The 22,305-nt window shown below is 50.8% G+C and carries 20 protein-coding genes; 17 read left to right on the forward strand and 3 right to left on the reverse strand.

The window, feature by feature from the left end:
* Positions 1-57: 57 nt before the first annotated feature.
* The 7 genes from deoB (at position 58) to LQV63_RS18295 (ending at position 10,513) form a co-directional block, all read left to right on the forward strand.
* Complete coding sequence (gene deoB / locus LQV63_RS18265; protein ID WP_233697807.1) at positions 58-1,239, forward strand: phosphopentomutase; 1,182 nt, start codon at positions 58-60, stop codon at positions 1,237-1,239.
* 137 nt (positions 1,240-1,376) lie between these two features.
* Positions 1,377-2,411, forward strand: a complete 1,035-nt coding sequence (locus LQV63_RS18270) for a BMP family lipoprotein (RefSeq protein ID WP_233697808.1) — start codon at positions 1,377-1,379, stop codon at positions 2,409-2,411.
* A gap of 64 nt (positions 2,412-2,475) precedes the next feature.
* Positions 2,476-4,008: an ABC transporter ATP-binding protein gene (locus LQV63_RS18275; RefSeq protein WP_233697809.1), complete on the forward strand. Its 1,533-nt coding sequence runs from the start codon at positions 2,476-2,478 to the stop codon at positions 4,006-4,008.
* Positions 4,005-5,081, forward strand: a complete 1,077-nt coding sequence (locus LQV63_RS18280) for an ABC transporter permease (RefSeq protein ID WP_019422761.1) — start codon at positions 4,005-4,007, stop codon at positions 5,079-5,081. The genes LQV63_RS18275 and LQV63_RS18280 overlap by 4 nt, the downstream gene beginning before the upstream one ends.
* 3 nt (positions 5,082-5,084) lie before the next feature.
* Positions 5,085-6,038, forward strand: coding sequence for an ABC transporter permease (locus tag LQV63_RS18285; protein WP_019422762.1), 954 nt, complete (start codon positions 5,085-5,087; stop codon positions 6,036-6,038).
* A 318-nt stretch (positions 6,039-6,356) separates the two neighbouring features.
* Complete coding sequence (locus tag LQV63_RS18290; RefSeq protein ID WP_233697810.1) at positions 6,357-9,038, forward strand: YhgE/Pip family protein; 2,682 nt, start codon at positions 6,357-6,359, stop codon at positions 9,036-9,038.
* A 140-nt stretch (positions 9,039-9,178) separates the two neighbouring features.
* On the forward strand, positions 9,179-10,513 hold the full coding sequence (locus tag LQV63_RS18295; protein ID WP_233697811.1) for a DRTGG domain-containing protein: 1,335 nt from the start codon (positions 9,179-9,181) through the stop codon (positions 10,511-10,513).
* A 54-nt stretch (positions 10,514-10,567) separates the two neighbouring features.
* On the opposite strand, the gene LQV63_RS18300 is transcribed toward LQV63_RS18295, so the two are convergent.
* The 3 genes from LQV63_RS18300 to LQV63_RS18310 all read right to left on the reverse strand — a co-directional run bounded on the left by LQV63_RS18300 (position 10,568) and on the right by LQV63_RS18310 (position 11,852).
* Positions 10,568-10,873, reverse strand: coding sequence for a YtpI family protein (locus LQV63_RS18300; RefSeq protein ID WP_019422765.1), 306 nt, complete (start codon positions 10,871-10,873; stop codon positions 10,568-10,570).
* A 113-nt stretch (positions 10,874-10,986) separates the two neighbouring features.
* The gene (locus tag LQV63_RS18305; protein WP_019422766.1) at positions 10,987-11,490 is read right to left on the reverse strand and encodes a hypothetical protein; all 504 of its coding nucleotides are present in this window, start codon (positions 11,488-11,490) and stop codon (positions 10,987-10,989) included.
* Positions 11,491-11,525: 35 nt separating this feature from the next.
* Entirely contained in the window at positions 11,526-11,852 is a 327-nt protein-coding gene (locus LQV63_RS18310; protein WP_019422767.1) for a YtrH family sporulation protein, read from the reverse strand.
* Positions 11,853-12,003: 151 nt separating this feature from the next.
* Here LQV63_RS18310 and LQV63_RS18315 point away from each other — a divergent pair, with 151 nt between their 5' ends.
* The 10 genes from LQV63_RS18315 to LQV63_RS18360 all read left to right on the forward strand — a co-directional run bounded on the left by LQV63_RS18315 (position 12,004) and on the right by LQV63_RS18360 (position 22,243).
* Positions 12,004-15,642 carry a DNA polymerase III subunit alpha gene (locus LQV63_RS18315; protein WP_233697812.1) on the forward strand — a complete coding sequence of 1,213 codons (3,639 nt, stop codon included), beginning with the start codon at positions 12,004-12,006 and terminating at the stop codon, positions 15,640-15,642.
* Positions 15,643-15,744: 102 nt separating this feature from the next.
* Entirely contained in the window at positions 15,745-16,245 is a 501-nt protein-coding gene (locus tag LQV63_RS18320; protein ID WP_233697813.1) for a phosphatidylglycerophosphatase A family protein, read from the forward strand.
* Between the two features lie 141 nt (positions 16,246-16,386).
* The gene (locus tag LQV63_RS18325; protein WP_019422770.1) at positions 16,387-16,575 is read left to right on the forward strand and encodes a hypothetical protein; all 189 of its coding nucleotides are present in this window, start codon (positions 16,387-16,389) and stop codon (positions 16,573-16,575) included.
* Between the two features lie 132 nt (positions 16,576-16,707).
* Positions 16,708-17,589, forward strand: coding sequence for an acetyl-CoA carboxylase, carboxyltransferase subunit beta (accD, locus tag LQV63_RS18330; protein WP_019422771.1), 882 nt, complete (start codon positions 16,708-16,710; stop codon positions 17,587-17,589).
* Entirely contained in the window at positions 17,579-18,544 is a 966-nt protein-coding gene (accA, locus tag LQV63_RS18335) for an acetyl-CoA carboxylase carboxyl transferase subunit alpha (protein WP_019422772.1), read from the forward strand. The genes accD and accA overlap by 11 nt, the downstream gene beginning before the upstream one ends.
* A gap of 161 nt (positions 18,545-18,705) precedes the next feature.
* Positions 18,706-20,136, forward strand: coding sequence for a pyruvate kinase (gene pyk / locus LQV63_RS18340; RefSeq protein ID WP_019422773.1), 1,431 nt, complete (start codon positions 18,706-18,708; stop codon positions 20,134-20,136).
* 245 nt (positions 20,137-20,381) lie between these two features.
* The gene (locus LQV63_RS18345) at positions 20,382-20,879 is read left to right on the forward strand and encodes an acyl-CoA thioesterase (RefSeq protein ID WP_233697814.1); all 498 of its coding nucleotides are present in this window, start codon (positions 20,382-20,384) and stop codon (positions 20,877-20,879) included.
* Between the two features lie 94 nt (positions 20,880-20,973).
* Positions 20,974-21,375, forward strand: coding sequence for an FxsA family protein (locus LQV63_RS18350; RefSeq protein ID WP_233697815.1), 402 nt, complete (start codon positions 20,974-20,976; stop codon positions 21,373-21,375).
* Positions 21,376-21,454: 79 nt separating this feature from the next.
* Positions 21,455-21,934 carry a YcxB family protein gene (locus LQV63_RS18355; protein ID WP_233697816.1) on the forward strand — a complete coding sequence of 160 codons (480 nt, stop codon included), beginning with the start codon at positions 21,455-21,457 and terminating at the stop codon, positions 21,932-21,934.
* Positions 21,935-22,060: 126 nt separating this feature from the next.
* A complete protein-coding gene (locus LQV63_RS18360) occupies positions 22,061-22,243 on the forward strand; it encodes a hypothetical protein (protein ID WP_019422777.1) in 183 nt (60 codons plus the stop codon).
* The last annotated feature ends 62 nt before the right edge of the window (positions 22,244-22,305 follow it).

Consider the following 22,305-nt stretch of genomic DNA (forward strand, 5'->3'; position numbering starts at 1 on the left):
ACGTCTTGGCAAGAACGGCGACACCAAGAAAAGGACATGAGACAGGAGTGGTTACAAATGTTCGAACGAGTATGTGTTATCGTCATGGACAGCGTAGGAATCGGGGAGATGCCTGATGCGGAAGCCTTCGGAGACCAAGGTGCGCACACGCTCGGCCATATTGCGGAGCGGGTGCCTTCCATGCGTTTGCCGAACTTGCAGGCGCTTGGGCTCAGCAATATATCCCCGCTGCCGCATATGGAAGAGGGTCCTTCCCCATCAGCATTCTACGGCAAGATGGCGGAGACGTCGGTCGGCAAGGATACGATGACGGGACATTGGGAGCTGATGGGCTTGCATGTCGCGATCCCGTTTCAAGTGTATCCTTCTGGCTTTCCTGAACCGCTTATCCGCATCTTTGAAGAGCGGACAGGACGGAAGGTGATCTGCAACCGTCCGGCTTCCGGTACCGCTGTATTGGACGAATACGGGGAAGAGCAGATGCGCACAGGGGCATGGATTGTGTACACCTCCGCGGACAGCGTATTTCAAATCGCGGCACATGAGGAAATCATTCCACTCGAAGAGCTGTATGCCGCCTGTCATGTTGCCCGAGAGCTGACGCTCGAAGCTCCATACGCCGTCGGGCGGATTATAGCGAGACCTTACGTCGGAAGTCCAGGGCAGTTCATCCGGACCCCGAACCGGCACGATTACGCCCTTGCCCCGCCAGGGAAGACACTGCTCAACCATCTGTCGGAGCACGGCTATGATGTGCTCTCTGTGGGCAAGATTAACGACATTTTCTCGGGCAGCGGCATTACGCAGTCCTATCCGACCAAGAGCAACGCTCATGGCATCGAGACAACGCTGGCGCAGTTGGATGCCCATTTCCGCGGCTTGTTGTTTACGAATTTAGTTGATTTTGATTCGCTATATGGTCACCGGCGCGATCCTATAGGCTATGCCAGCTGTCTGGAGGCTTTCGATCAGTCGCTGCCCGAGTTGATGCAGCGCATCGGGGAACGGGACCTGCTCATCATTACGGCGGATCACGGAAACGATCCGATTCATGCGGGAACTGATCATACACGTGAATACGTGCCGATTTTGCTATATAATCCGCGGTTCGCGCAGAGCGGCGCTTCCATCGGCATCCGCTCCACCTTTGCCGACTTGGCTGCCACGTTGGCTGATAACTTCGGCGTCCCGAGTACGGGTCATGGGACCAGCTTTCTTTCGTTGCTTGCGGTCCAGTGACGCGCTCAATCCTATACATTGAACTACCGAATTGGATGGTTTTAAGAGTGCGTGTTCGAAAAGGGACTTTTTGAATGGCCTCAAAAAGGGGCTATGTATTCAGAAAGATATTAATGACACTCAAGGGGGAAAAGGTCATGAAAAAATCAATGCTGCTCGTATTATCCGCTATTCTGTTATTCTCGTTTGCGCTGGCAGGCTGTGGAAGCAAGTCTGGCGAATCGTCATCCAGTGGTTCAGCACCTGAAGAGAGCGGAGGCAAAAAGCTGAAGGTCGGCATGGTTACCGACATGGGAAGCGTCAATGACAAATCGTTCAACCAAAGCGCATGGGAAGGTCTGCAGAAGCTGAAGGAGGACTTCGGCTATGAAGTGAAATTTTTAGAGCCGAAGAACGACGCGGAAGTCATTCCAAGCTTGAACCAATTCGTGAAGAATAAATACGACTTGACATGGGCTACGGCCGAAACACTCGATGCGGCAGTGAAGCAGATCGCTTCCGAGAATCCAGATGCGAAGCTCGGTATCATTGACGCAGGGGTGGAAGTTCCAAACGTAGCTTCGGTCTTGTTCAAAGAAAATGAAGGAGCCTTCTTAGTAGGGGTTATTGCTGGATTAATGACAAAATCCAATAAAATCGGTTTTGTTGGCGGCATGGAAATCCCGGTCATCAAGCGCTTCGAGGCTGGATTCCGGGAAGGGATCAAGGCGGTAAATCCGGATGCGTCGTTCAAGCCGCTCTACACCGGGCAATTCGTCCGCGTAGATATGGGGAAATCAGCAGCTTCCACGCTGTATAACGAGGGCGTCGATATTATTTTCCACGCATCCGGCTTAACGGGCAACGGCGTGTTCAATGAAGCGAAAGAGCGCGTAGCCCGCGGTGAACGTGTCTGGGTCATCGGCGTCGACAAGGATCAGTCGCTTGAATTCGGAGATGAAATTACGCTGACGTCGATGATTAAGAAAGTGGATGAAGCGGTATATCAAATCTCGAAGGATTTGGCTGACGGGAATTTCCCTGACGGCAAAATCACTTATATGGGCTTAAAGGAAAAAGGGGTCGACGTGGCGCCGACTTCTAGCAAGAACGTGCCGCAAGACATTCTCGATAAGGTAGAACAATATCGTGAACAGATTATTGAAGGTAAAATCCAAGTGCCAACGACGTAATTAACCATTTTCGTTTCCCCGCCAGCAGTATGTGGCGGGGAAACTCGTTACGGAGGGGAACGCCATGCATAACGGAGAAATCGTACTGGAGCTCAAAGGGATCACGAAGCGTTTTCCCGGAATTGTTGCTAACGATCAAATTAGCCTGCAGCTCAGAAAAGGAGAGATCCATGCTCTCCTTGGAGAGAACGGCGCGGGGAAATCGACGCTGATGAATATTGTATTCGGCTTGTACCAGCCAGATGAAGGGATTATCGAACTAAACGGACAGCCCATCGTGATGGATGGCCCGAATAAAGCGATCGAGTGCGGTATAGGCATGGTGCATCAGCATTTCAAGCTAGTTCCTCCGTTTACCGTGACGGAGAATATCATTCTTGGCATGGAACCAAAGCGCGGCTTCGGCACGGACTTGAAGGGCGCCGCCAGCCGGATTGCTGAGCTGTCTAAGCAATACGGGCTGAATGTTAATCCGGAGGCCAAGATTGAATCGATTTCGATAGGCATGCAGCAACGAGTTGAAATAATGAAGACACTGTACCGAGGGGCGGAGATCATTATCTTCGACGAGCCGACTGCGGTACTTACTCCGCAGGAAATCACCGAGCTGCTTCAAATCATGAAGAGACTCGTGGATGAAGGGAAATCGATTCTGCTCATCACGCACAAATTGAAGGAAATTATGGATGTCGCTGACCGCTGCACCATTATCCGCCGCGGGAAAATGATAGAAACCGTGACGGTAGCCGATACGAATCAGGAAACGCTGGCGGAGAAGATGGTTGGGCACCGCGTGCAGTTCAAGACCGACAAGAGGCCCGCGAATCCGCAAGATTCGCTGCTCGACATTGCCAATCTGGTCGTGACAGCCGAGAACGGGCAGCGGGCGGTCGACGGGATCTCTCTATCCATCCGTGCGGGGGAAGTTGTAGGTATCGCCGGCGTAGATGGCAATGGTCAAACGGAGCTGATCGAAGCCATTACCGGCATGCGGCCGATTGAGTCGGGCACCATTCGGCTTGAAGGCCGGGATGTCAAGCACGGTTCGCCGCGAACGGCGTCCGAAGCGGGTATTTCGTATATTCCACAGGATCGCCACAAGCACGGACTCGTTCTCGATTTCGACGTTAGCGAGAATGCGGTGCTGAAGTCATATTATGAGGAACGCTTCAATCACAAAGGTCTGCTGGATCGGCAGGCGATAGAGGAGGTTGCGGAGCGGCATGTCGAGCAATTCGACATCCGTACGCCAGGCATTCATACACCGGTGCGCTCCATGTCCGGCGGCAACCAGCAGAAGCTGATTATCGCTCGGGAAATCGCCAAGGAGCCGAAGCTGCTCATCGCGGCTCAGCCCACGCGAGGCCTCGATGTTGGGGCTATCGAGTTCGTGCATAAGCAGTTGATTGCCGAGCGTGATAAGGGGAAGGCGGTCCTGCTCGTGTCGTTCGAGCTGGATGAAATCATTAACGTCTCCGATCGGATTCTAGTTATGTTCAATGGCAGGTTCGTAGGCGAGACGACCCCGGAGACGACATCGGATCAAGAGCTCGGTCTGTTGATGGCGGGCAAGCATCAAGGAGGGGATCGGGGATGAACAAGCTTAAAGCGCTGTTTGCGGGAGAATCTGTTAAAATCTCGTTATTATCGATCGTCTTGGGCCTGCTTATCGGCGCTATCGTCATGATCGCCGGAGGCTATAATCCGCTGCTCGCCTATCAGTCCATGCTGGAGAAAATTTTCGGCAATGCCTACGATATGGGTGAGGCGCTGCGCGCGATTGTGCCGCTTATCTTCACTGGGCTTGCCGTCGCAATCGCATTTCGCGCCGGGATGTTCAACATTGGGGTAGACGGTCAAATTGTGATGGGCTCACTCGGCGCGCTCATGGTCGGCAATATGATTTCTATGCCGCCGATCATTCATGCGATTGTAGCTATCATTGCCGGAACACTGCTTGGCGGATTATGGGGTGCCTTGGTTGGAGTGTTGAAGACGAAGCGGGGCATTAATGAAGTCATATCCTGCATCATGCTGAACTGGACGGCATTGTACCTTAGCCATATGGTCATCAAAGCGTTCATGGCCGAAGAGGGGACATCACGCTCGCAGAGCATTCAGGAATCGGCCAGTATTCAAATTAATTGGTTGAGCGGACTGCTGGACGGAGCGCGCATTCATTGGGGCTTCGCGCTGGCGGTTGTTGCGCTGATCGCTTACCACTTCTATATGAACCGGACGAAGTGGGGATACGAGATTCGTGCGGTGGGGAACAACAATCATGCAGCCAAATATGCAGGGATGAACGTGTCGCAAGTCGTCATTCGCACGTTCTTCCTGTCGGGCATGCTGGGAGGTATGGTCGGGACGTTCGAGGTGCTCGGCGTCTTCAAATATATGGCGATCGCTTCAGCGACATCGGGACTTGGCTTCGACGGCATTGCGGTTGCGTTGCTCGGCATGAACGGGGCCTTGGGCATATTGCTGGCCGCGGCGCTGTTCGGTTCATTGATGTACGGCGCCCAAGGAATGAGCTTCGGTGCGAATGTTCCGGGGGAAGTAATTAAGATGGTCATTAGCATTATTATTTTCTTCGCTGCGGCTCCGGGCATGATCCGCTGGCTGCTCAATAAGACGAAGCGTTCCAAACAGGCGAATCGGGAGGGATAGCAGATGGAGATACTAGGGTTTTTGATAAACGGCACTCTCGTATTTGCAACGGCTCTTATTTTCGCTGCGTTGGGCGGCCTTATCGCCGAACGATCGGGTGTCATTAATTTGGGATTGGAAGGCTTTATGGTATCCGGCGCCTTTTCTTCCGCAGTTACTGCTTACTATGCGGAGCAAGCTGGACTCGGAGCGGCAGCGCCATGGCTCGGTTGCTTGGCCGCGCTGGTATTTACCGTCATCTTCTCCGGTATCCATGTCATCGCATCGGTCCGGTTCAAGGCCAATCAAGTTATTAGTGGTATCGTCGTCAATATGCTGGCTGCAAGCTCTACCTTCTTCATGGTGAAGCTGCTGTTTGACGGCGCGGCGGACACGCCGGTTATTACGAATGTATTCCATCGCATCCACATTCCGTGGCTGAGCGATATTCCGTTTCTTGGCAAAGCGCTGTTTCAGACGTATCCAACGACGTACATTGCTTTCATTCTAGTCATTATCGTCTATTACGTCATGTTCAAGACGCCGCTCGGGCTTCGCATGCGGGCGGTAGGGGAACATCCAGGCGCGGCGGACACAGCTGGGGTCAACGTGAACCGGCTGCGTGCATGGAGCGTTATGGTGGGCGGCTCGATTGCGGCGCTCGGTGGTGCTACGATCGCGCTGACGGCGAACAGCAGCTTTGCGTTCAATACGATTTCAGGGCAAGGATATATAGCGCTAGCCGCTGTTATATTCGGCCGTTGGCATCCGGTAGGGGCCATGGGCGCAGCTCTTTTCTTCGGCTTTGCTCAAGCACTGAAGGATCAGGTGCAGCTGTATGAATTCGCAAGGGCCATACCGACGGAAGTGTTCTATATGCTCCCCTATGTGCTGACGCTCATTGCGCTCATCTTTACGGTAGGCAAAGGCAGTTCCCCTGCCGCGTTGGGCCAGCCGTATGAACCAGGGAAACGGTAATCCCGACAGGACGGTACTGAATGTAGGATGCAATTGAATAGGAATCAGTTGAACCCGCTCCTTTCTAGAATAAAGAGCGGGTTTTTCATGTTTTAAAAATATAAGAATTGCACTTTATTAAATGTTATGGATAATGGAATAAGTGTGCGTTTTGAGAACAATATTTCGAATTTTAATGTTTTTTTGGAAAATGTAGCTGCAGCATTCCTTGAAAATGCTATTTGAAATTTTCAGAACGAAGGAGTATAATAACTTTCATCTGCTAATTCAGAACTCATTTAACAAATTGGTCATTTGGTCATTTAAGGAGGTGACAGTATGAAAACTCTTCGTTTTTTTTGGTCGGAATTGATGGCAATAGTTCGGTCCAAGGACGCCTTGATTCCGGTTCTTGGACTCCTGGTTATCCCCCTTATGTACAGTGGTGTATATTTGGTAGCTAACTGGGATCCATACAGCAATGTCAAAAACATACCTGTCGCTGTCGTCAATGAGGACCGGCCGGTTATGTTCGAAGGAAAGGAAATTGCCATCGGTCGCGAGCTTATTGAAAAGCTGCACGACAATGATGCGGTCCAATTTCACTTTGTAACGCGCCAGGAAGGGGAGCGCGGATTAAGCGAGAATAAATTTTACCTCTTAATTCGTATCCCAGAGGTGATGTCGCACAACGCGACGACGATTCTGGACACCAATCCCGAACCGATGAATCTCATTTATACAGAGAACAGCAGCTTTAACTTCTTGTCTGGGCAAATTTCAGATAAAGTGGTTCAAAACATCAAGTCGGAATTGTCGCAAAAAGTGACAGAGACGTATGTGGAGCAGATGTTCAATGCGATTGGGACGGTTGCGGAAGGGCTCGGTACGGCAAGTGACGGGGCCGGAATGATTGAGGATGGTCTGGGCCAATTAGGCGAAGGATTACAGAAATTCCGCGACGAGCTTAATTCTCAAGTGAATTCCAAAACTTCGGAAGCCGATTCGATGGTTCAGAAAATGATCGATGAGAACCGAGAGAAGCTGGATGAATTAATACATCAAGAGATTGATGAAGCGATGGATAAGAACAAGCCGAAGTTCGTTGATAAAATCCATCAGGAAATCGATACGGAAGCAAACAGATATACCGATATCGTGCATGACACCGTGCATGTCAAAATTGATGAGCTTGTCAATGAATATTCACTGCCAACGAAAGAGAAGCTGCATGAACAAATTGATAAGCAGTCAGTTAAATACGGAGATGAAATTCGCAAGAAATTACATGATGAAATTGATAATGCCTATGAGAAAAATATAAACAAGGTAATGTCAACAATCAGCCGGGAGCTCGACAAATCCATTAAAGATATGGAGCCGGTAGCTCGCACGAAGATGCATACCATCATTGATCGCGAATACGGCAAAATCGAAAGTTCTATCCAGAGCTCTATTCATAAATACATTGATGAGAAGGTCGACAAGCTGTTCGATGACGCGATTCAAAAGGGAAAAACGCAGCTCGAGCAAATTCAGGCCGATCTCGATCAATTGGAAGAGAAGCTGAAGCCTATCGGCGAGCAGCTGCCTCCGGATATGCAGCAGCAATGGGAAGATATGAAGAAGAAGCTGGAAGATGTCCGTGCCAAGATAGAAACGAGTCTGACTCCGGATAATCTGGAACAGCTGAAAAAGAAAGTCAAACAAGATTTGACTAACATGGTTGACAATGAATTGAACAAGGTTGGCAAGAAGCTTGTCAGCAAGCTGCATCACACAGCCGATACGAAATTTGACGAGATCTATCCGAAGGTTCGCTCGATGGCTCAGCAGGTCGCGATGTCCAAAACAAATGAACTCGCGCCGGCGTTGCTTGCCAAGGCGCACACGTTCGCGGAAGATACGTATCAGGAGAAATCGAAGCTGTTGACCGACAAATTGCATAAGCTCGTTGACGATAAATGGACGGAATATGAGCCTAAAGTGGTCAACAATGTTCATCACAAAGTGAATGATGAGCTGGATCGTGTCATGCCAGAAGTTATCGCGAAGATTCATCAGGCTACCGACGACAAGGTGAATAGTCTCGAACCTATGGCACGCGATATGATGCACGAAATGGCGGAAATGAAGCTGGATGATGCCGCCAAAAAAGTGCAGACGCTTATTTTTGAGAAAATGAGCGACATGCTGAATCAGGTAGAGAAGGCGCAAGATGCGATCAACGATGGATTCGCACAGCTGTTGGACGGTCAACAGAAGTTACTATCCGGCGGCGCAGAGCTGCGCGACAAGCTGAGGGAAGGTGCGGAGAAGGCAACACAGGATACAACCGACAAAACGTATCAATTCATTACGTCCCCTGTGAACAGCAGCAAGCAGGAAAATCATGATGTAACTACGTACGGTGTAGGAATGGCGCCTTATTTCCTGTCACTGGGCTTCTTCGTTGGAGCTTTAATGTTCTCGATGATTTATCCATTGTATGAGACGAGTGGACGTCCGCCTTCCGGGTTTGCATGGATGATGAGCAAGTACGGATTTATGATGGTAGAGAGCTCCCTTCAGGTTCTCATTTCGGGTCTCGTTGTTTTGAACGTGATCGGATTGCCAGTCATGAACGTTACGATGTTCTTTGTCGTCTGCGTGATGTCGAGCTTGACTTTCTTTGCTATGGTACAATTTTTCATAACGTCATTTGGAAATGTAGGGCGTTTTATTATCGTTATACTGCTGGTGCTCCAATTGTCATCGACAGCAGGATCGTTCCCAATCGAAATGGCGCCTGAGTTTTTCCAAATGCTGCATCCTTGGTTCCCGATGACGTACACGATCCGCGCTTTCCGCGGTGTCATTGCGCTTGAAGATATGGGCTATGTATGGATGAATTTGAGCAAGCTGTCAATCTTCCTTGTGCTTTCGTTAATCGGAAGCTTCGTCTTCTTCAGAATCAGCCATCGCAAGCTGGTGAAGCGTGAGCGAGTGGAGGCGGAAACGGGTACAGTAGTAACTGGTTAATTTGTAGATACGCGCACAATCTCAAAGACAGGCTGACGCTGGAATGTTTCTAGCGTCGCTTGTCTTTTTTTGCAACCGACTTTAAATATATGGTAATATAAAGACAGAGTACAACAGTTCGGTTATTAGGGGTGTAACAGATGGATGGACACGATGCGACGTTAACGAAGCACGAGCAGCTGCTTCATCATATTGAAAGTCTGAAGCCAGGGACGAAGATTTCCGTACGTAAATTGGCGAAGGAAATGTTGGTGAGCGAAGGTACGGCCTATCGAGCGGTAAAAGAGGCGGAAAGCATCGGCATCGTGATTACGAAGGAACGCATTGGAACGGTGCGGGTCGAGAAGAAGCCGCGCAATATGTCCGAACAGCTGACATTCGGCGAAGTGGTGGACATACTAGGCGGGCACGTGCTTGGCGGAAGCAGGGGACTCAGCAAGACGCTCAATAAATATGTCATCGGTGCGATGAAGCTCGATGCGATGGCCCGTTACATCGATGCCGGCAGCTTGCTTATCGTGGGGAACCGGGAAGATGCGCATCGTCTTGCGCTGCAACACGGATCGGGCGTGCTTATTACAGGAGGGTTCGGTACGAGCCGGGAAGTGAAGCTGCTTGCGGATGCACTGGATCTGCCCATTATTTCTTCGAAGTATGATACATTTACGGTCGGATCGATGATTAACCGGGCGCTGTTCGACCGGCTCATCAAGAAAAAGATAATGATTATCGAAGATGTCGTGGCGTTGAAGGCGCAGATGTATGTGCTGCGACCGGTGAGCACGGTGCAAGATTTCGAGCGGATGCGGGAGGAGACGGGGCATAGCCGATTTCCAATCGTCGACGAATGGTACCGGGTTATCGGCATGATTACGTACAAAGATATATTAGGCGCAGCTTCCGATCAGACGATTGATAAACTGTATACGCGCAATCCGATTACGGTTAATTTACAGACGACGCTCGCATCGGCGGCCCATACGATGGTATGGGAGGGGGTGGATTTGCTTCCGATTGTGGACCGCAACCGGAAGCTCATCGCCGTCGTAACAAGACGTCAAGTGCTGCAGGCGATGCGGGATGCGCGGAAGGAACCGCAGCTTGGAGAAACGTTCGATGACTTGATCTGGAACGGGTTTGATGAAGAACGCGACGATCAAGGCCGGTTGTTCTTCCGTGGTGTCATTACGCCGCAGATGGTGAACGGCTTCGGCTCTGTATCTGAAGGCATCTTGACGACGATTATAACCCAGGCCGCATTGCGGGCTGTCAAAGATGAGAGAAGTTATGATCATGTGATGGAAAATATGACGACATATTTCGTTCGGCCGCTACAGATTGAGGATGTAGTGACGCTTCATCCCGAATTTATTGAAATGAGCCGGAAATTTTGCAAGCTCGAGCTGGAAATTCGACATGGCGAGCATCTCGTCGCCAAGGCGATGATGACCGCGCAATCCATCGATCATGATTAAGGCACGTACTAATAGGGGAGGGACAGCGAATGGCACGCTGTCCCTTCTGCGCATTTATTTTTGCGGTGACATCAGTCTCTGAAAATGGCCGTGATTGCGCAGCCCTGCAAACAGGTTGAACAGCCCGATAACGAGCAGGACGGCGCCGACGATGACGCGGACCGTAGAACCGGTATAAATGAGCATTTGAATCGATGCCATAAATATAAGCATTAGCCCCATGCATACATTCATGCGTGCCGCATATAAGCCGCGCAGCATAGGCTCCTTCTGGCGCCTTGAACGGAAGCTGTAAAAAACGGACAGCGCCGATGTGAGACAAATGAGCAGCAGCAGGGCCCATTGTATCCATTCCGTCATGAAAGCAACTCTCCTTCATTGATGATGATGTGGGTCATTTTTCCTTAATAGTATCATAATTTGGGAGGCTGTCCTATTGGCTCGTGTTCAAAAAGAGGCTTTTTGAACAACTTCTATTGGAATGACAAATTTGTTGGCAGATACGTTTTGACGTCGACCCAGACGTGAAGCACTCCTTCTGTCAACAGCATTGTGCGCATCTGTACCGTATAATCCTTCGCATTGATATCCGGGTAAATTTTACGGGCGAGCAGGCCTTCCACAAGCTTGCTGTACTCGTCGATTTGGAACACGTCCCTACCTTTCAATCCCGCTAAATCTTTCAGCAAACGCCGGCGGATTTCGGTTTCATCCGCTTGCGGAATGTCAGCATCGCTGCCTGATTTGTAAATATGCAGATCGATGCTGCGAATGATCGTCTTATGGTTTTTGTAGCGCAGCAAATCTTCCGTCTTCGCCTGATATTGGACCAAGCGGTCCTTCAAGTTCATATTCATCATCATCAGCTGATTGAACTGATGCAAATATACGGCATGGTAGATCGCTGCACCTACCACGATGCCGACGATGACGAGCGCCGTGTCGCTTAACCACCGTGGCACTGTATTGAGGCGCATGCTGCACCGTCTCCTTTCAACTTAGGAATGTCCGTTTACGAGCGTCCGCGGCAAATCCATTGAATGAGTTCCGTACCGAGATGCGCACCAACAAAGGAAACAAAAATGTACAGCAGCTGCTTGAACACAGGAGACAAATTGCCGAGCCAGAAGTTGCTCTCAATGACACGTATTGGATCGATGGTGCCGCCGACCGCGGCAACGACCGCCCATATTTTTAAATGCTCAGCGATGTGCTTCATCGTATCGACCGGCGACTGCAGCGCAATCACGGCCCCGATGCCGGCCAGCATGGAACCACCGAGCACCACGCCGAAGGCGATGAAGAAGTCCAGCAATGCCTTGGACATAAATGAGCCCATCATGGCCGCTCCTTTCGAATAGCTGAATGTCGGGGCTGCCAGCTAAGGACAAGAACCCCCTTGTACATGTATAGGATCTGTTCGCGGAAATATGATACAATAAGAGACGAAAATATGTTCGCATGATGCATTGGGATGAGGAGTGAATGGGATGGACCAGTTCGTGCATTTGCACGTACATAGTGAATACAGCTTGCTCGACGGGGCGGCGCGTATCGAAGCGCTTGCCGCACGAGCGGCCGCATGCGGCATGAAGGCGATTGCCCTCACGGATCATGGGGTTATGTATGGCACCATCGCCTTCTACAAAGCATGTGTGGCACATGGCATAAAGCCTATTATCGGCATGGAAGCGTACGTGACGACCGGTTCTCTACATGAGAAGGGCTCGCGTAAGGATCAGCCGATTTATCATTTGATTCTCCTTGCGAAGAGTGAGCAGGGCTATCGCAATTTAATGAAGATTTGCTCAGTCGGGCATCTGGAAGGATTTCATTATAAGCCGCGGGTCGATATGGCCACGTTGCGCAAGTATTCTGAGGGGATCATCGGGCTCAGCGCCTGCCTTGGGGGAGAAGTGTCCCAGCATGTGCTGCACGGCCGGAGCGAGGAAGCTCGCCAAGCGGCGGAGCGGTACCGGGATATTTTCCAGGAAGGGTTCTATTTGGAGCTTCAGGATCACGGATTGACTGAGCAGAAGAAGGTCAACATTGGACTTATCGCCTTGAGTGAAGCGACGGGAATTCCGCTTGCCGCGACCAATGACGTTCACTATATGAAGCAGGAAGATGCAGCGGTGCAAGACGTGCTCATCTGTATCGGCACCGGCAAGACGATTGAAGATGAAGGCCGTATGCGCATGGGCACGGATCAGCTGTATTTTAAATCTCAGGAAGAGATGAATGCGCTGTTCAGACATGTGCCGGAGGCGATTGCCAATACTTCGCGCATCGCAGAGCAGTGTCATGTGGAGCTGGACTTTGAGAAATCGGTGCTGCCGGCTTTTGAGCCGATCCCGGATGGGATGAAAGCTGCGGAATATTTGCGCCAGCTGTGCGAGGAAGGCTTGCAGAGCCGTTATTCAGGCCAGGCGGAGTGGTCTCAGGAAGCGTTCCGCCGCAGCGCTCAGGAGCGGCTGCATTATGAATTGAACACGATCGAGAAGATGGGGTTTTCCGATTATTTTTTAATCGTCTGGGACTTCATTCGCTTTGCCCATGAGCAAGGCATCATGACCGGTCCTGGCCGGGGTTCTTCCGCAGGCAGTCTCGTTGCCTACAGCCTTCGCATTACGAATGTCGATCCATTGAAATATAAGCTGTTGTTCGAGCGGTTTTTGAATCCGGAACGGATTACGATGCCGGATATCGATATCGATTTCAACGACGAGCGCCGGGATGAAGTCATTGCCTATGTGGCGGATAAGTACGGCCATGACCGCGTCGCGCAAATCATAACGTTCGGCACGATGGCCGCCCGCGCGGCGGTGCGCGACGTAGGCCGCGTGCTGAATGTGCCGTACAATGAGACAGATCGCGTAGCGAAGCTCATTCCGAACCAGATCGGCATAACGCTCGATAAAGCGCAGCGAACGAGCAGCGAGCTGCGGGAATGGTCGGAGCGGGAGCCACGCATTGGCGAGCTTCTGACGATGGCATCGAAGGTGGAGCGGACGCCGCGCCATGCTTCTACGCATGCGGCTGGTGTCGTCATCAGCAAGGAGCCCTTGACGCATTACGTTCCGCTGCAGGCGGGTACAGAGGATATTGCGCTCACGCAGTACTCGATGGAGCATCTGGAAGCGATCGGTATGCTCAAGATGGATTTCCTCGGACTGCGTACGTTATCTATCATTGAGCGCACGTTGGAATGGGTGGAGAGCCGCACCGGATCTGCGCTTGATTTGAATGCGCTCGACGATTCAGATGCAGCAACGTATGCGCTGCTCACACGCGGCGACACGACAGGGCTGTTTCAGTTGGAATCGGCCGGAGTACGGCGCGTGCTGCGGGAGCTGAAGCCTTCCGTATTCGAGGACATTGTATCCGTGGTGGCGCTGTATCGCCCGGGTCCAATGGAATTTATTCCGAACTACATTCAGAGCAAGCACGGGCTGAAGCCTGTGGAGTACCCGCACCCTGACTTGGAGCCGATTCTTCAAGATACGTACGGCATTATCGTCTATCAGGAGCAAATTATGCACATCGCCTCGAAGATGGCCGGTTTCTCCTTGGGCGAAGCTGATCTGTTGCGTCGTGCTGTGTCGAAAAAGAAGCGCGAAGTGCTTGACAAAGAGCGACAGCATTTTGTCGAAGGAAGTCGACGTCAGGGATATACGGAGGAAGAGGCGAATCGGGTTTACGACATGATCGTGCGGTTTGCGGACTATGGCTTCCCGCGTGCGCATGCAGCAGCATACGGGGTGTTGGCGTTCCAAACTTCATATTTGAAGGCACATTATCCGATGGAATTCATGGCTTCCATGCTGACGGCCAATATGGGCAGCCACCGGAAAATTGCGGAATATATCGAGGATTGCCGGCGACTGCACATCGAGCTGCTTCCGCCTGACGTGAACGAGAGCCTGGTTCACTTTACACCGCTTGAAGGGGCGATTCGCTTCGGTCTCGGCGCGATTAAAAATGTTGGAACGACAGCGATCGAGAGCATTATTCAAGAACGTAAGGAGAAGCCCTACGCGGATTTACTCGATTTTTGTCAACGGGTGGACCTGCGCGTATGCAACCGCCGGGTTATCGAATCGCTGATACAGGCGGGGGCTTTTGACACCATGCCCGGACATCGCGCCCAATTGCTTGCGATGCTGGACGAGACGCTGGAAACGGCAGCGAAGTGGCGCAAGGAACGGGAAGATTTGCAAATCCAGCTGTTCGGGTTCGTGGAGGTGAGCAATTGGACGATTGATTATCCGAACGTTCAAGCCTTTACGATGACTGAGCAGCTTGAGTTGGAACGGGAGCTGCTTGGACTGTATCTGTCCGGCCACCCGCTGGACGATTATACGGATTTGCTGCGCGAGGTGGAGACGGATCGGCTTGTCGATCTGCATGATGCTCCGGACGACAGTGAGTGCATCGTCGCCGGGATGGTCGTATCCATCCGCTCTATTACGACGAAGAAGGGCAAGCCGATGGCGTTCATCGAGCTGGAGGACCGCATCGACCGTGCGGAAGTGGTGCTGTTCCCCGAAGTGTGGCGGCGTGCGGAGCCGCTCATTCATAAGGGCGCGTTGCTGGCGGTGCGCGCCAAGGTGCAGCAGCAGGACGACGATTACAAGCTGTTGGCACACGAAGCGGTACCGCTGGAGCAGCGTGCCGTCGCGGCGCTCGTGAAGCGCCGCCGCGGGCCGCAGAGCGGGCACAGCGTGCCAAGCCCGCATGACGCGCAAGCTGCGAAGTCGCGCGCGGGGGCGGGGCTTGCTGGCACGTCGGAGCGTACAGGCGGCGCCTCTTCAGGCCGCGCCGCTGCTTCGCGCGTTGCTTCCGCGCCGTCGGCTCAGGAGCGCAGCACGCCGTCTGCGCGTTCAGGAGCGCGTTCAGGCGCTCAGCGCGTGTACATCAAGATAACGGCCGATCGCGAACGGCCGGAGCTCTTACAGGAGCTGAAGCAGCTTCTGAAGACGAGCCCCGGTCCGCTGCCTACCGTGCTGTTCTATGAGCGTGAGCAGCAGCTGATCGCGCTTAACGAGGCATATGCATTGAAGCCCTCCCCCGAGTTGTTCAAGCAGATTGAAGCCATATTCGGCGATGGCTCGGTTCGTGTAAAATAACATTAACGGCATGAACATTTCCCTTCCGACCCGCATACATTTAGATACGCCCTGTTCCGAAGAGACAAGTCACAGGAGACGGGGTGAAGGGAGGGGATTTCCTTGACATCCGATATTGCGATACAATGGCTGGAACGGCGTGGAGTTGAACTTGAAGCGATTGCGGATATTGTCCTTCAATTGCAGCGGCCCTATAATGCTTCCTTAACGCTTGCGGATTGCATCGATAGTGTCAAAGCGGTCATTCAAAAGCGTGAAGTGCAGTACACGCTAATGACGGGGATTGCGCTTGATTGGTTAGCGGAGCAGAAGCTCTTGCCGGAACCGCTGCAAGCGATAATGGAGGCGGATGAGCCGTTATATGGGGTGGATGAAACGCTGGCTCTGGGCATTACGAGCGTATATGGTATGATTGGATTGACGAGCTTCGGCTATTTGGATAAGGCAAAGGTCGGCGTGATTCATCAGTTGAACGCGAACAAGCAGCAAATTCACGTCTTCTTGGATGATCTCGTGGCGGGATTGGCTGCTGCGGCATCGGCCCGAATCGCACACAAGAATCATGATGCAAATTTATATGGGCTGTCGAAAGATACAATTTAACGGCGTATTTGCTTATTTTGTCTAATTGTGCATTTGTTCATTGCATGATTGTCAAGGATTTGGTTGCGGTGAAAATGTCAATTATGTTATCATTATGGCATTATATGAGCCGTATTGGAACGTTAGGGGGGTCTCACGCGCATGTGGACCGTTATCTACATCGCACCGACTGCCAAATTAGCAGACAAGATTCAGACAAGATTGACGGAGGAAGGGTTTCTTATTCAGATCCGTCCCATCCATCTTTCTAAACAACAGTTTGAAATTTTAGTGCCTTCCGGGGAAGTTGAAGAAGTTCAGGAAGTGCTCAATTCGATTTTGCATGCATGATGCCGGCTGATTGACGAACGTCACGTTTTTCAAACAGCCGATTTTTGTTGTTTACGGTTAGGACAATCTCCGGCTGTGGACCTAAGTATGTCTCGGTAGCATGGAGAAATCACGCCTAAAGAGGTGTAACGGGTGTTTAAAGACTTATTTCAAAAGAAAAAGTACGCCACGGTGCCATCCGCATCCGTGCATGATGACCGCCCCAAGCGCGAGATACCCGAAGGTTTGATGAACAAATGCCCGAAATGCGGCACGATTCAATATCATAAAGAGTTGGAGAAGAACCTGAAGGTATGTTCGCAGTGTGGACATCATTTGCGTCTGAATGCGCTGGAACGCATTGAAATGACCTTGGATGAAGGCCGTTTCTTCGAATACGACTCGGATATCGTCTCTGAGGATCCGCTCGGCTTCCCGGACTATCCGAAGAAGCTGAAGCAGCAGCAAGCCAAATCAGGATTGGACGAAGCGGTCATTACAGGTGAAGGCACGATCGGCGGATTTCCTGTCGTCGTCGCCGTTATGAGCTTTGATTTCTTTACCGGCAGCATGGGCTCGGTCGTCGGTGAAAAAATAACGAGGGCCATTGAAACAGCCATGCAGAAGCAATATCCGCTCATCATTTTCTCGACATCAGGCGGAGCGCGCATGCAGGAAAGCATCTTAAGCCTTATGCAAATGGCGAAGACGAGCGCTGCGTTGGCCAAGCTGCACGAGGCAGGCGGATTGTATATTTCGGTATTTACCGATCCGACGACAGGCGGCGTGTCCGCCAGCTTTGCTATGCTCGGCGATATCAACCTTGCTGAGCCTGGGGCCCTTGTCGGGTTTGCGGGACGCATCGTAATTGAGCAGACCATACGGCAGAAGCTGCCTGACGAGTTCCAAACGGCGGAGTTCAACATGAAGCACGGGCAGCTCGATTTGGTGGTGCCGCGCAAGGACATGCGTCAGACCTTGATCAAGCTTATTGATTTGCACACGGTGAAAGGAGATGTGACGCATGGCGGGTGAGCTTCCGTTCGAGCAGCCTTTGGTGGAGTTGAAACAGAAAATAGCCGAATTAAAACGGTTCGGAGAGGAAAAAAATATTGACTTTACTGAGGAAATAGCACGGTTGGAGGAGCGTTACGCCAAGTTGGCTGAAGAGATTTATACCAACATCTCCCCATCACAAAAGATGCACTTGGCGAGACATCATCAACGTCCAACCACGCTTGATTTTATTCAGCATATTTTCACCGATTTCATTGAGCTGCACGGTGATCGGCTGTTCGGAGACGACATGGCCATCGTCGGCGGTCTCGCACGGTTAAATGGGGTTCCGGTAACCGTTATCGGCCATCAGCGCGGCAAGGACACGAAGGAAAATATTGCTCGCTTCTTCGGCAGTCCGCACCCGGAAGGGTTCCGCAAAGCGCTGCGGCTCATGCAGCAAGCGGACAAGTTCAAGCGTCCGATTATTACGTTCATCGATACGAAAGGCGCTTACCCAGGGAATACGGCGGAAGAGCGCGGACAATCGGAAGCGATTGCCCGTAATTTACGCGATATGGCGCTGCTGGGCGTTCCTGTCATCTGCGTCGTGATTGGAGAAGGCGGCAGCGGCGGCGCGTTAGCGCTAGGCGTTGGGAACCGTGTGCTTATGCTCGAGAACGCCATTTATGCCGCCATCTCGCCGAATGGCGCGGCTTCCATCCTGTGGAAGGATGCTTCGAGAGCAGATCAGGCCGCAGAAGCGATGAAGATTACCGCTGCCGATCTGAAAGCGATGGATGTCATTGAAGAAATTATTCCTGAGCCTCAGGGAGGCGCGCACAAGGATGTTGAAGCGGCAGCCGCGAATGTGAAAGACGCGCTGTGGCGTCATCTCGCGGAGCTTATGCTGTTGTCAACAGACGAATTGCGCGAAGATCGCTACGGCAAATTCCGCAAAATCGGCAAGTTTGCAACGTACGAACGTGTATGATTATTTCTCATCATAAAAAAGGTGCTTATTGGTAAAACTTATAAATATGATAATCTTCATATACAAATTTTGCTGAGTATAGTAAATTAGATAGATGAGAGCCTTGTTTTAGAAATAAAAATTAGAGATATTAGAGAGCCCACAATTGGAGGAAGCCCATAATGCGTAAAACCAAAATTGTTTGTACTATCGGTCCTTCCAGCGAGTCCTTGGAGAATACGAAGAAGTTGATTCTGGCAGGCATGAACGTCGCTCGCCTTAACTTCTCGCATGGTGACTTTGATGAGCACGGCAACCGGATCAAGAACATTCGTCAAGCTTGCGAAGAAATGAACAAGACAGTTGCGATTCTTCTTGATACGAAAGGCCCGGAAATCCGTACAGGAAAATTGGCAGTGGAGCCAATCGACCTCGTACAAGATGAATATGTGACATTAACGACGGAAGAAATTCTTGGAGACAAAGATCGCATCTCGGTTACATATAATGAGTTGCCGCAGGATGTGGAAGTCGGTTCTACTATTCTTATCGATGATGGTCTCATTGGACTGACAGTCGTTGACGTTCAAGGCACGGAAATCAAGTGTAAGATTGTTAACGGTGGTACAATTAAGAGCCGTAAAGGCGTTAACGTGCCAGGCGTCAAAATCTCGCTTCCGGGCATTACTGAAAAAGATGCAAATGACATCATTTTCGGTATCGAACAAGGGGTTGATTTCATTGCTGCCTCTTTCGTGCGTAAAGCAAGCGACGTTATGGAAATCCGCAATTTGTTGGACAAGCATAACGCGAAACATATCCAAATCATTTCGAAGATTGAGAACCAAGAAGGCGTAGACAACTTGGATGAAATCTTGGAAGCTTCTGACGGCTTGATGGTTGCCCGCGGTGACCTTGGTGTCGAGATTCCTGCGGAAGAAGTGCCACTTGTACAGAAGAGAATGATTGAAAAATGCAATACTGTAGGCAAACCAGTTATTACAGCGACGCAAATGCTTGATTCCATGCAACGCAATCCTCGCCCTACACGCGCGGAAGCAAGTGACGTGGCGAACGCTATCTTCGACGGCACGGATGCAATCATGCTGTCCGGTGAAACGGCTGCAGGGAAATATCCGGTTGAATCCGTTCTGACGATGTCCCGCATCGCGGAAAAAGCGGAATCTGCATTGGAATATCGTGAAATTTTAATTAAACAAAGCTTGAAACAACAAATGACGGTTACGGATGCAATCAGCCAAGCTGTAGCAAATACGGCGCTTGACTTGAATGCAAAGGCGATCATCAGCTCCACGCAAACCGGATATACGGCGCGCATGGTATCGAAATATCGTCCAAAAGCGCCAATCATTGCTGCGACTCCATCCGAGAAAGTGATGCGCGGATTATCCCTGACATGGGGTGTCGTGCCTGTGAAAGTGGAACAAGCTTCCTCCACGGATGAAATGTTCGACGTTGCGGTTTGCGGCGGCGTAAATACAGGCATCGTTTCCGAAGGAGACCTGGTTGTCATTACGGCTGGTGTCCCAACAAGCTGCGCGGGTTCGACGAACCTCGTGAAAGTGAGCCAAATCGGCAAAAGCTGCTCTTAAGACCGAGCTGATTATATAATAGAATGCAAAGCGACAGAAGCAATGGCGATATGCCATTGCTTCTGTTATTGTGAAAGCAGGTTATATGACATTAAGCACCACATTGTCTCGAACGAACACTAACGAACGGCAAGGACAATAGCGTGCCGCTAGACGCGGCCGCTTACCACTCTGAAGGCGCAGATATGAAGTTTTGTTGCATTTGTGAGTTATGATACTTATAAGTTACAATAGGAGGTGCAGCGATGTCTCCAGCATCGTCTCCGTCTGCTGCTTGCTCTTGGTTCGGATTTCCGCTTCGCGTCCGTTATCAAGAGACAGACGGAATGAAAGTGGTCTTTCATGGAAATTATATCACTTGGTTTGAAGTGGGACGTACAGAATGGATACGAGCGTTAGGCTTGAGCTACCGAGAATTGGAGACACGGGGGCTGCTGCTTCCTGTCGTTGATTTGCAGGTTACCTTTAAGCGTCCAGCATTGTATGATGACATGATTATGGTATATACCCGGCTGGAGCAGCGTTCAGCGTTGCGCATGACCTTCGCTTCGGTTGTATGTCGCGTAGGCGAAGCTGAAGCAGACATGGCCTTGGAGCAAGGCTGGCGTGCCGCGCCAATCGGTGAGCGGCTGGTAGAAGGGGCAACAACACTCGCCTGGCTGAATTCGAATTGGCGTCCGGTACGTATTGAACGTGAAGCGAAGGACATCTGGACGCTGCTTGAATCTGTTACGCATGACTGACTATGAAGTCACACCATGCATTCCCTGACATACTTGGCAGTAAGCAAGTGTGCAGATGACGAGAAGCTTAATTATGGGAAGGAGGGGACGCAGGATGAATCCAATCGTATGGATACTTATTGTACTTACGTTAATTCCCGCATTGGAAGTGTACGGTTTCGTCTTGGTCAGCAACTGGGTGGGAGGCTGGAACACATTTTTGCTTATTTTGCTGACGAGTGTAATCGGAGCGATTGTAGCCCGCTATGAAGCTGCCCAAGTGTGGGGTGAAGCCCAGAAGCAGTTGCAGTCCAGGCAAGTACCGGGACGCGCAGTCATTGATGGCTTATGCATTATGGCGGGGGGGATTATGCTCTTAACTCCGGGGTTCTTCACGGATGTCCTCGGTTTCACGCTCGTTTTCCCTCTAACCCGGCCATTATACAGGCACTATTTGTTGAAATGGATCGAGAAAAAAATGAAAGACGGCAATTTCATTTATTTCCGCCGCTTCTAGGAGGCGATATTGCCATTGAAGCAAGGAGCAGCCTATGCACGGTCGTGAATAGGCTGTTTCAGTGTGGGAGGAGATACCTATGCACAGCACGATACATCTGAACTACCAACTGACCATTCGAGATTATATGGATTACCAGTTTCAATTTATTAAGAAGTCATTGCTCACGTTGGGGCTCATTTTGAACGTTGTACTTCTCGTCATATTGCTCGCCATAACCGGATTTCAGGCGGGGGTGAAGGAGTGGAAGTGGATGGTGCCCGTCATCATCGTGGTTAATGGTGCAGCTGGAGCACTATACTATATGTTGATGCGGGCGGTAACGGGCAAGTCTTTCGGCAAGGATGCTTCCGCACATCAGTATGATATTCAACTCTCGGATGAAGGCATCCGTCTCCAGACACCTGCAACGGAGGGCTATTACGCGTGGAGCGAGGTATATAAGGTGGCAGAAAGCCGGAAGCGTTTCTTCATTTTCTTTGCAGAGAACACTGCGTTAATCATACCGAAGGACGAGCATGATTCTGCACTTCGTGCGCTATTTAAGGCACATGCTTAATGTTGCGTCGAAGCTAAAAGGCGGATCACACCTATGGATTGGATATTATTTCATTTTTTCATAAAGAAACACCTAGGCCTCCAACGCATATAAACCTATGATAGGAATGATGCTGGGAGGACAGAAATGGACAGCAAGTTAGACAGATTGGAACAGAAGCTGATTCTAATGCAAAAAAACAATAAAAATCAGAGCGAAATTACCGAGCTGATGAAGATTCTCCATACGTTGCGAGCGGAAAAGCTGGGAAAGACGGGTACATTGACCGAGGATACCGTTCCCATCGAACGAGCGGACACGGATCAGTAGCAGATGACCGCCATGATAAAATTATCGAACAAATACCATTATGTTTTGGGTTTCTCGACAAG

Source organism: Paenibacillus profundus (genome assembly GCF_021369635.1).
In the GTDB taxonomy this organism is placed as follows: Bacteria; Bacillota; Bacilli; order Paenibacillales; family Paenibacillaceae; genus Paenibacillus_B; species Paenibacillus_B profundus.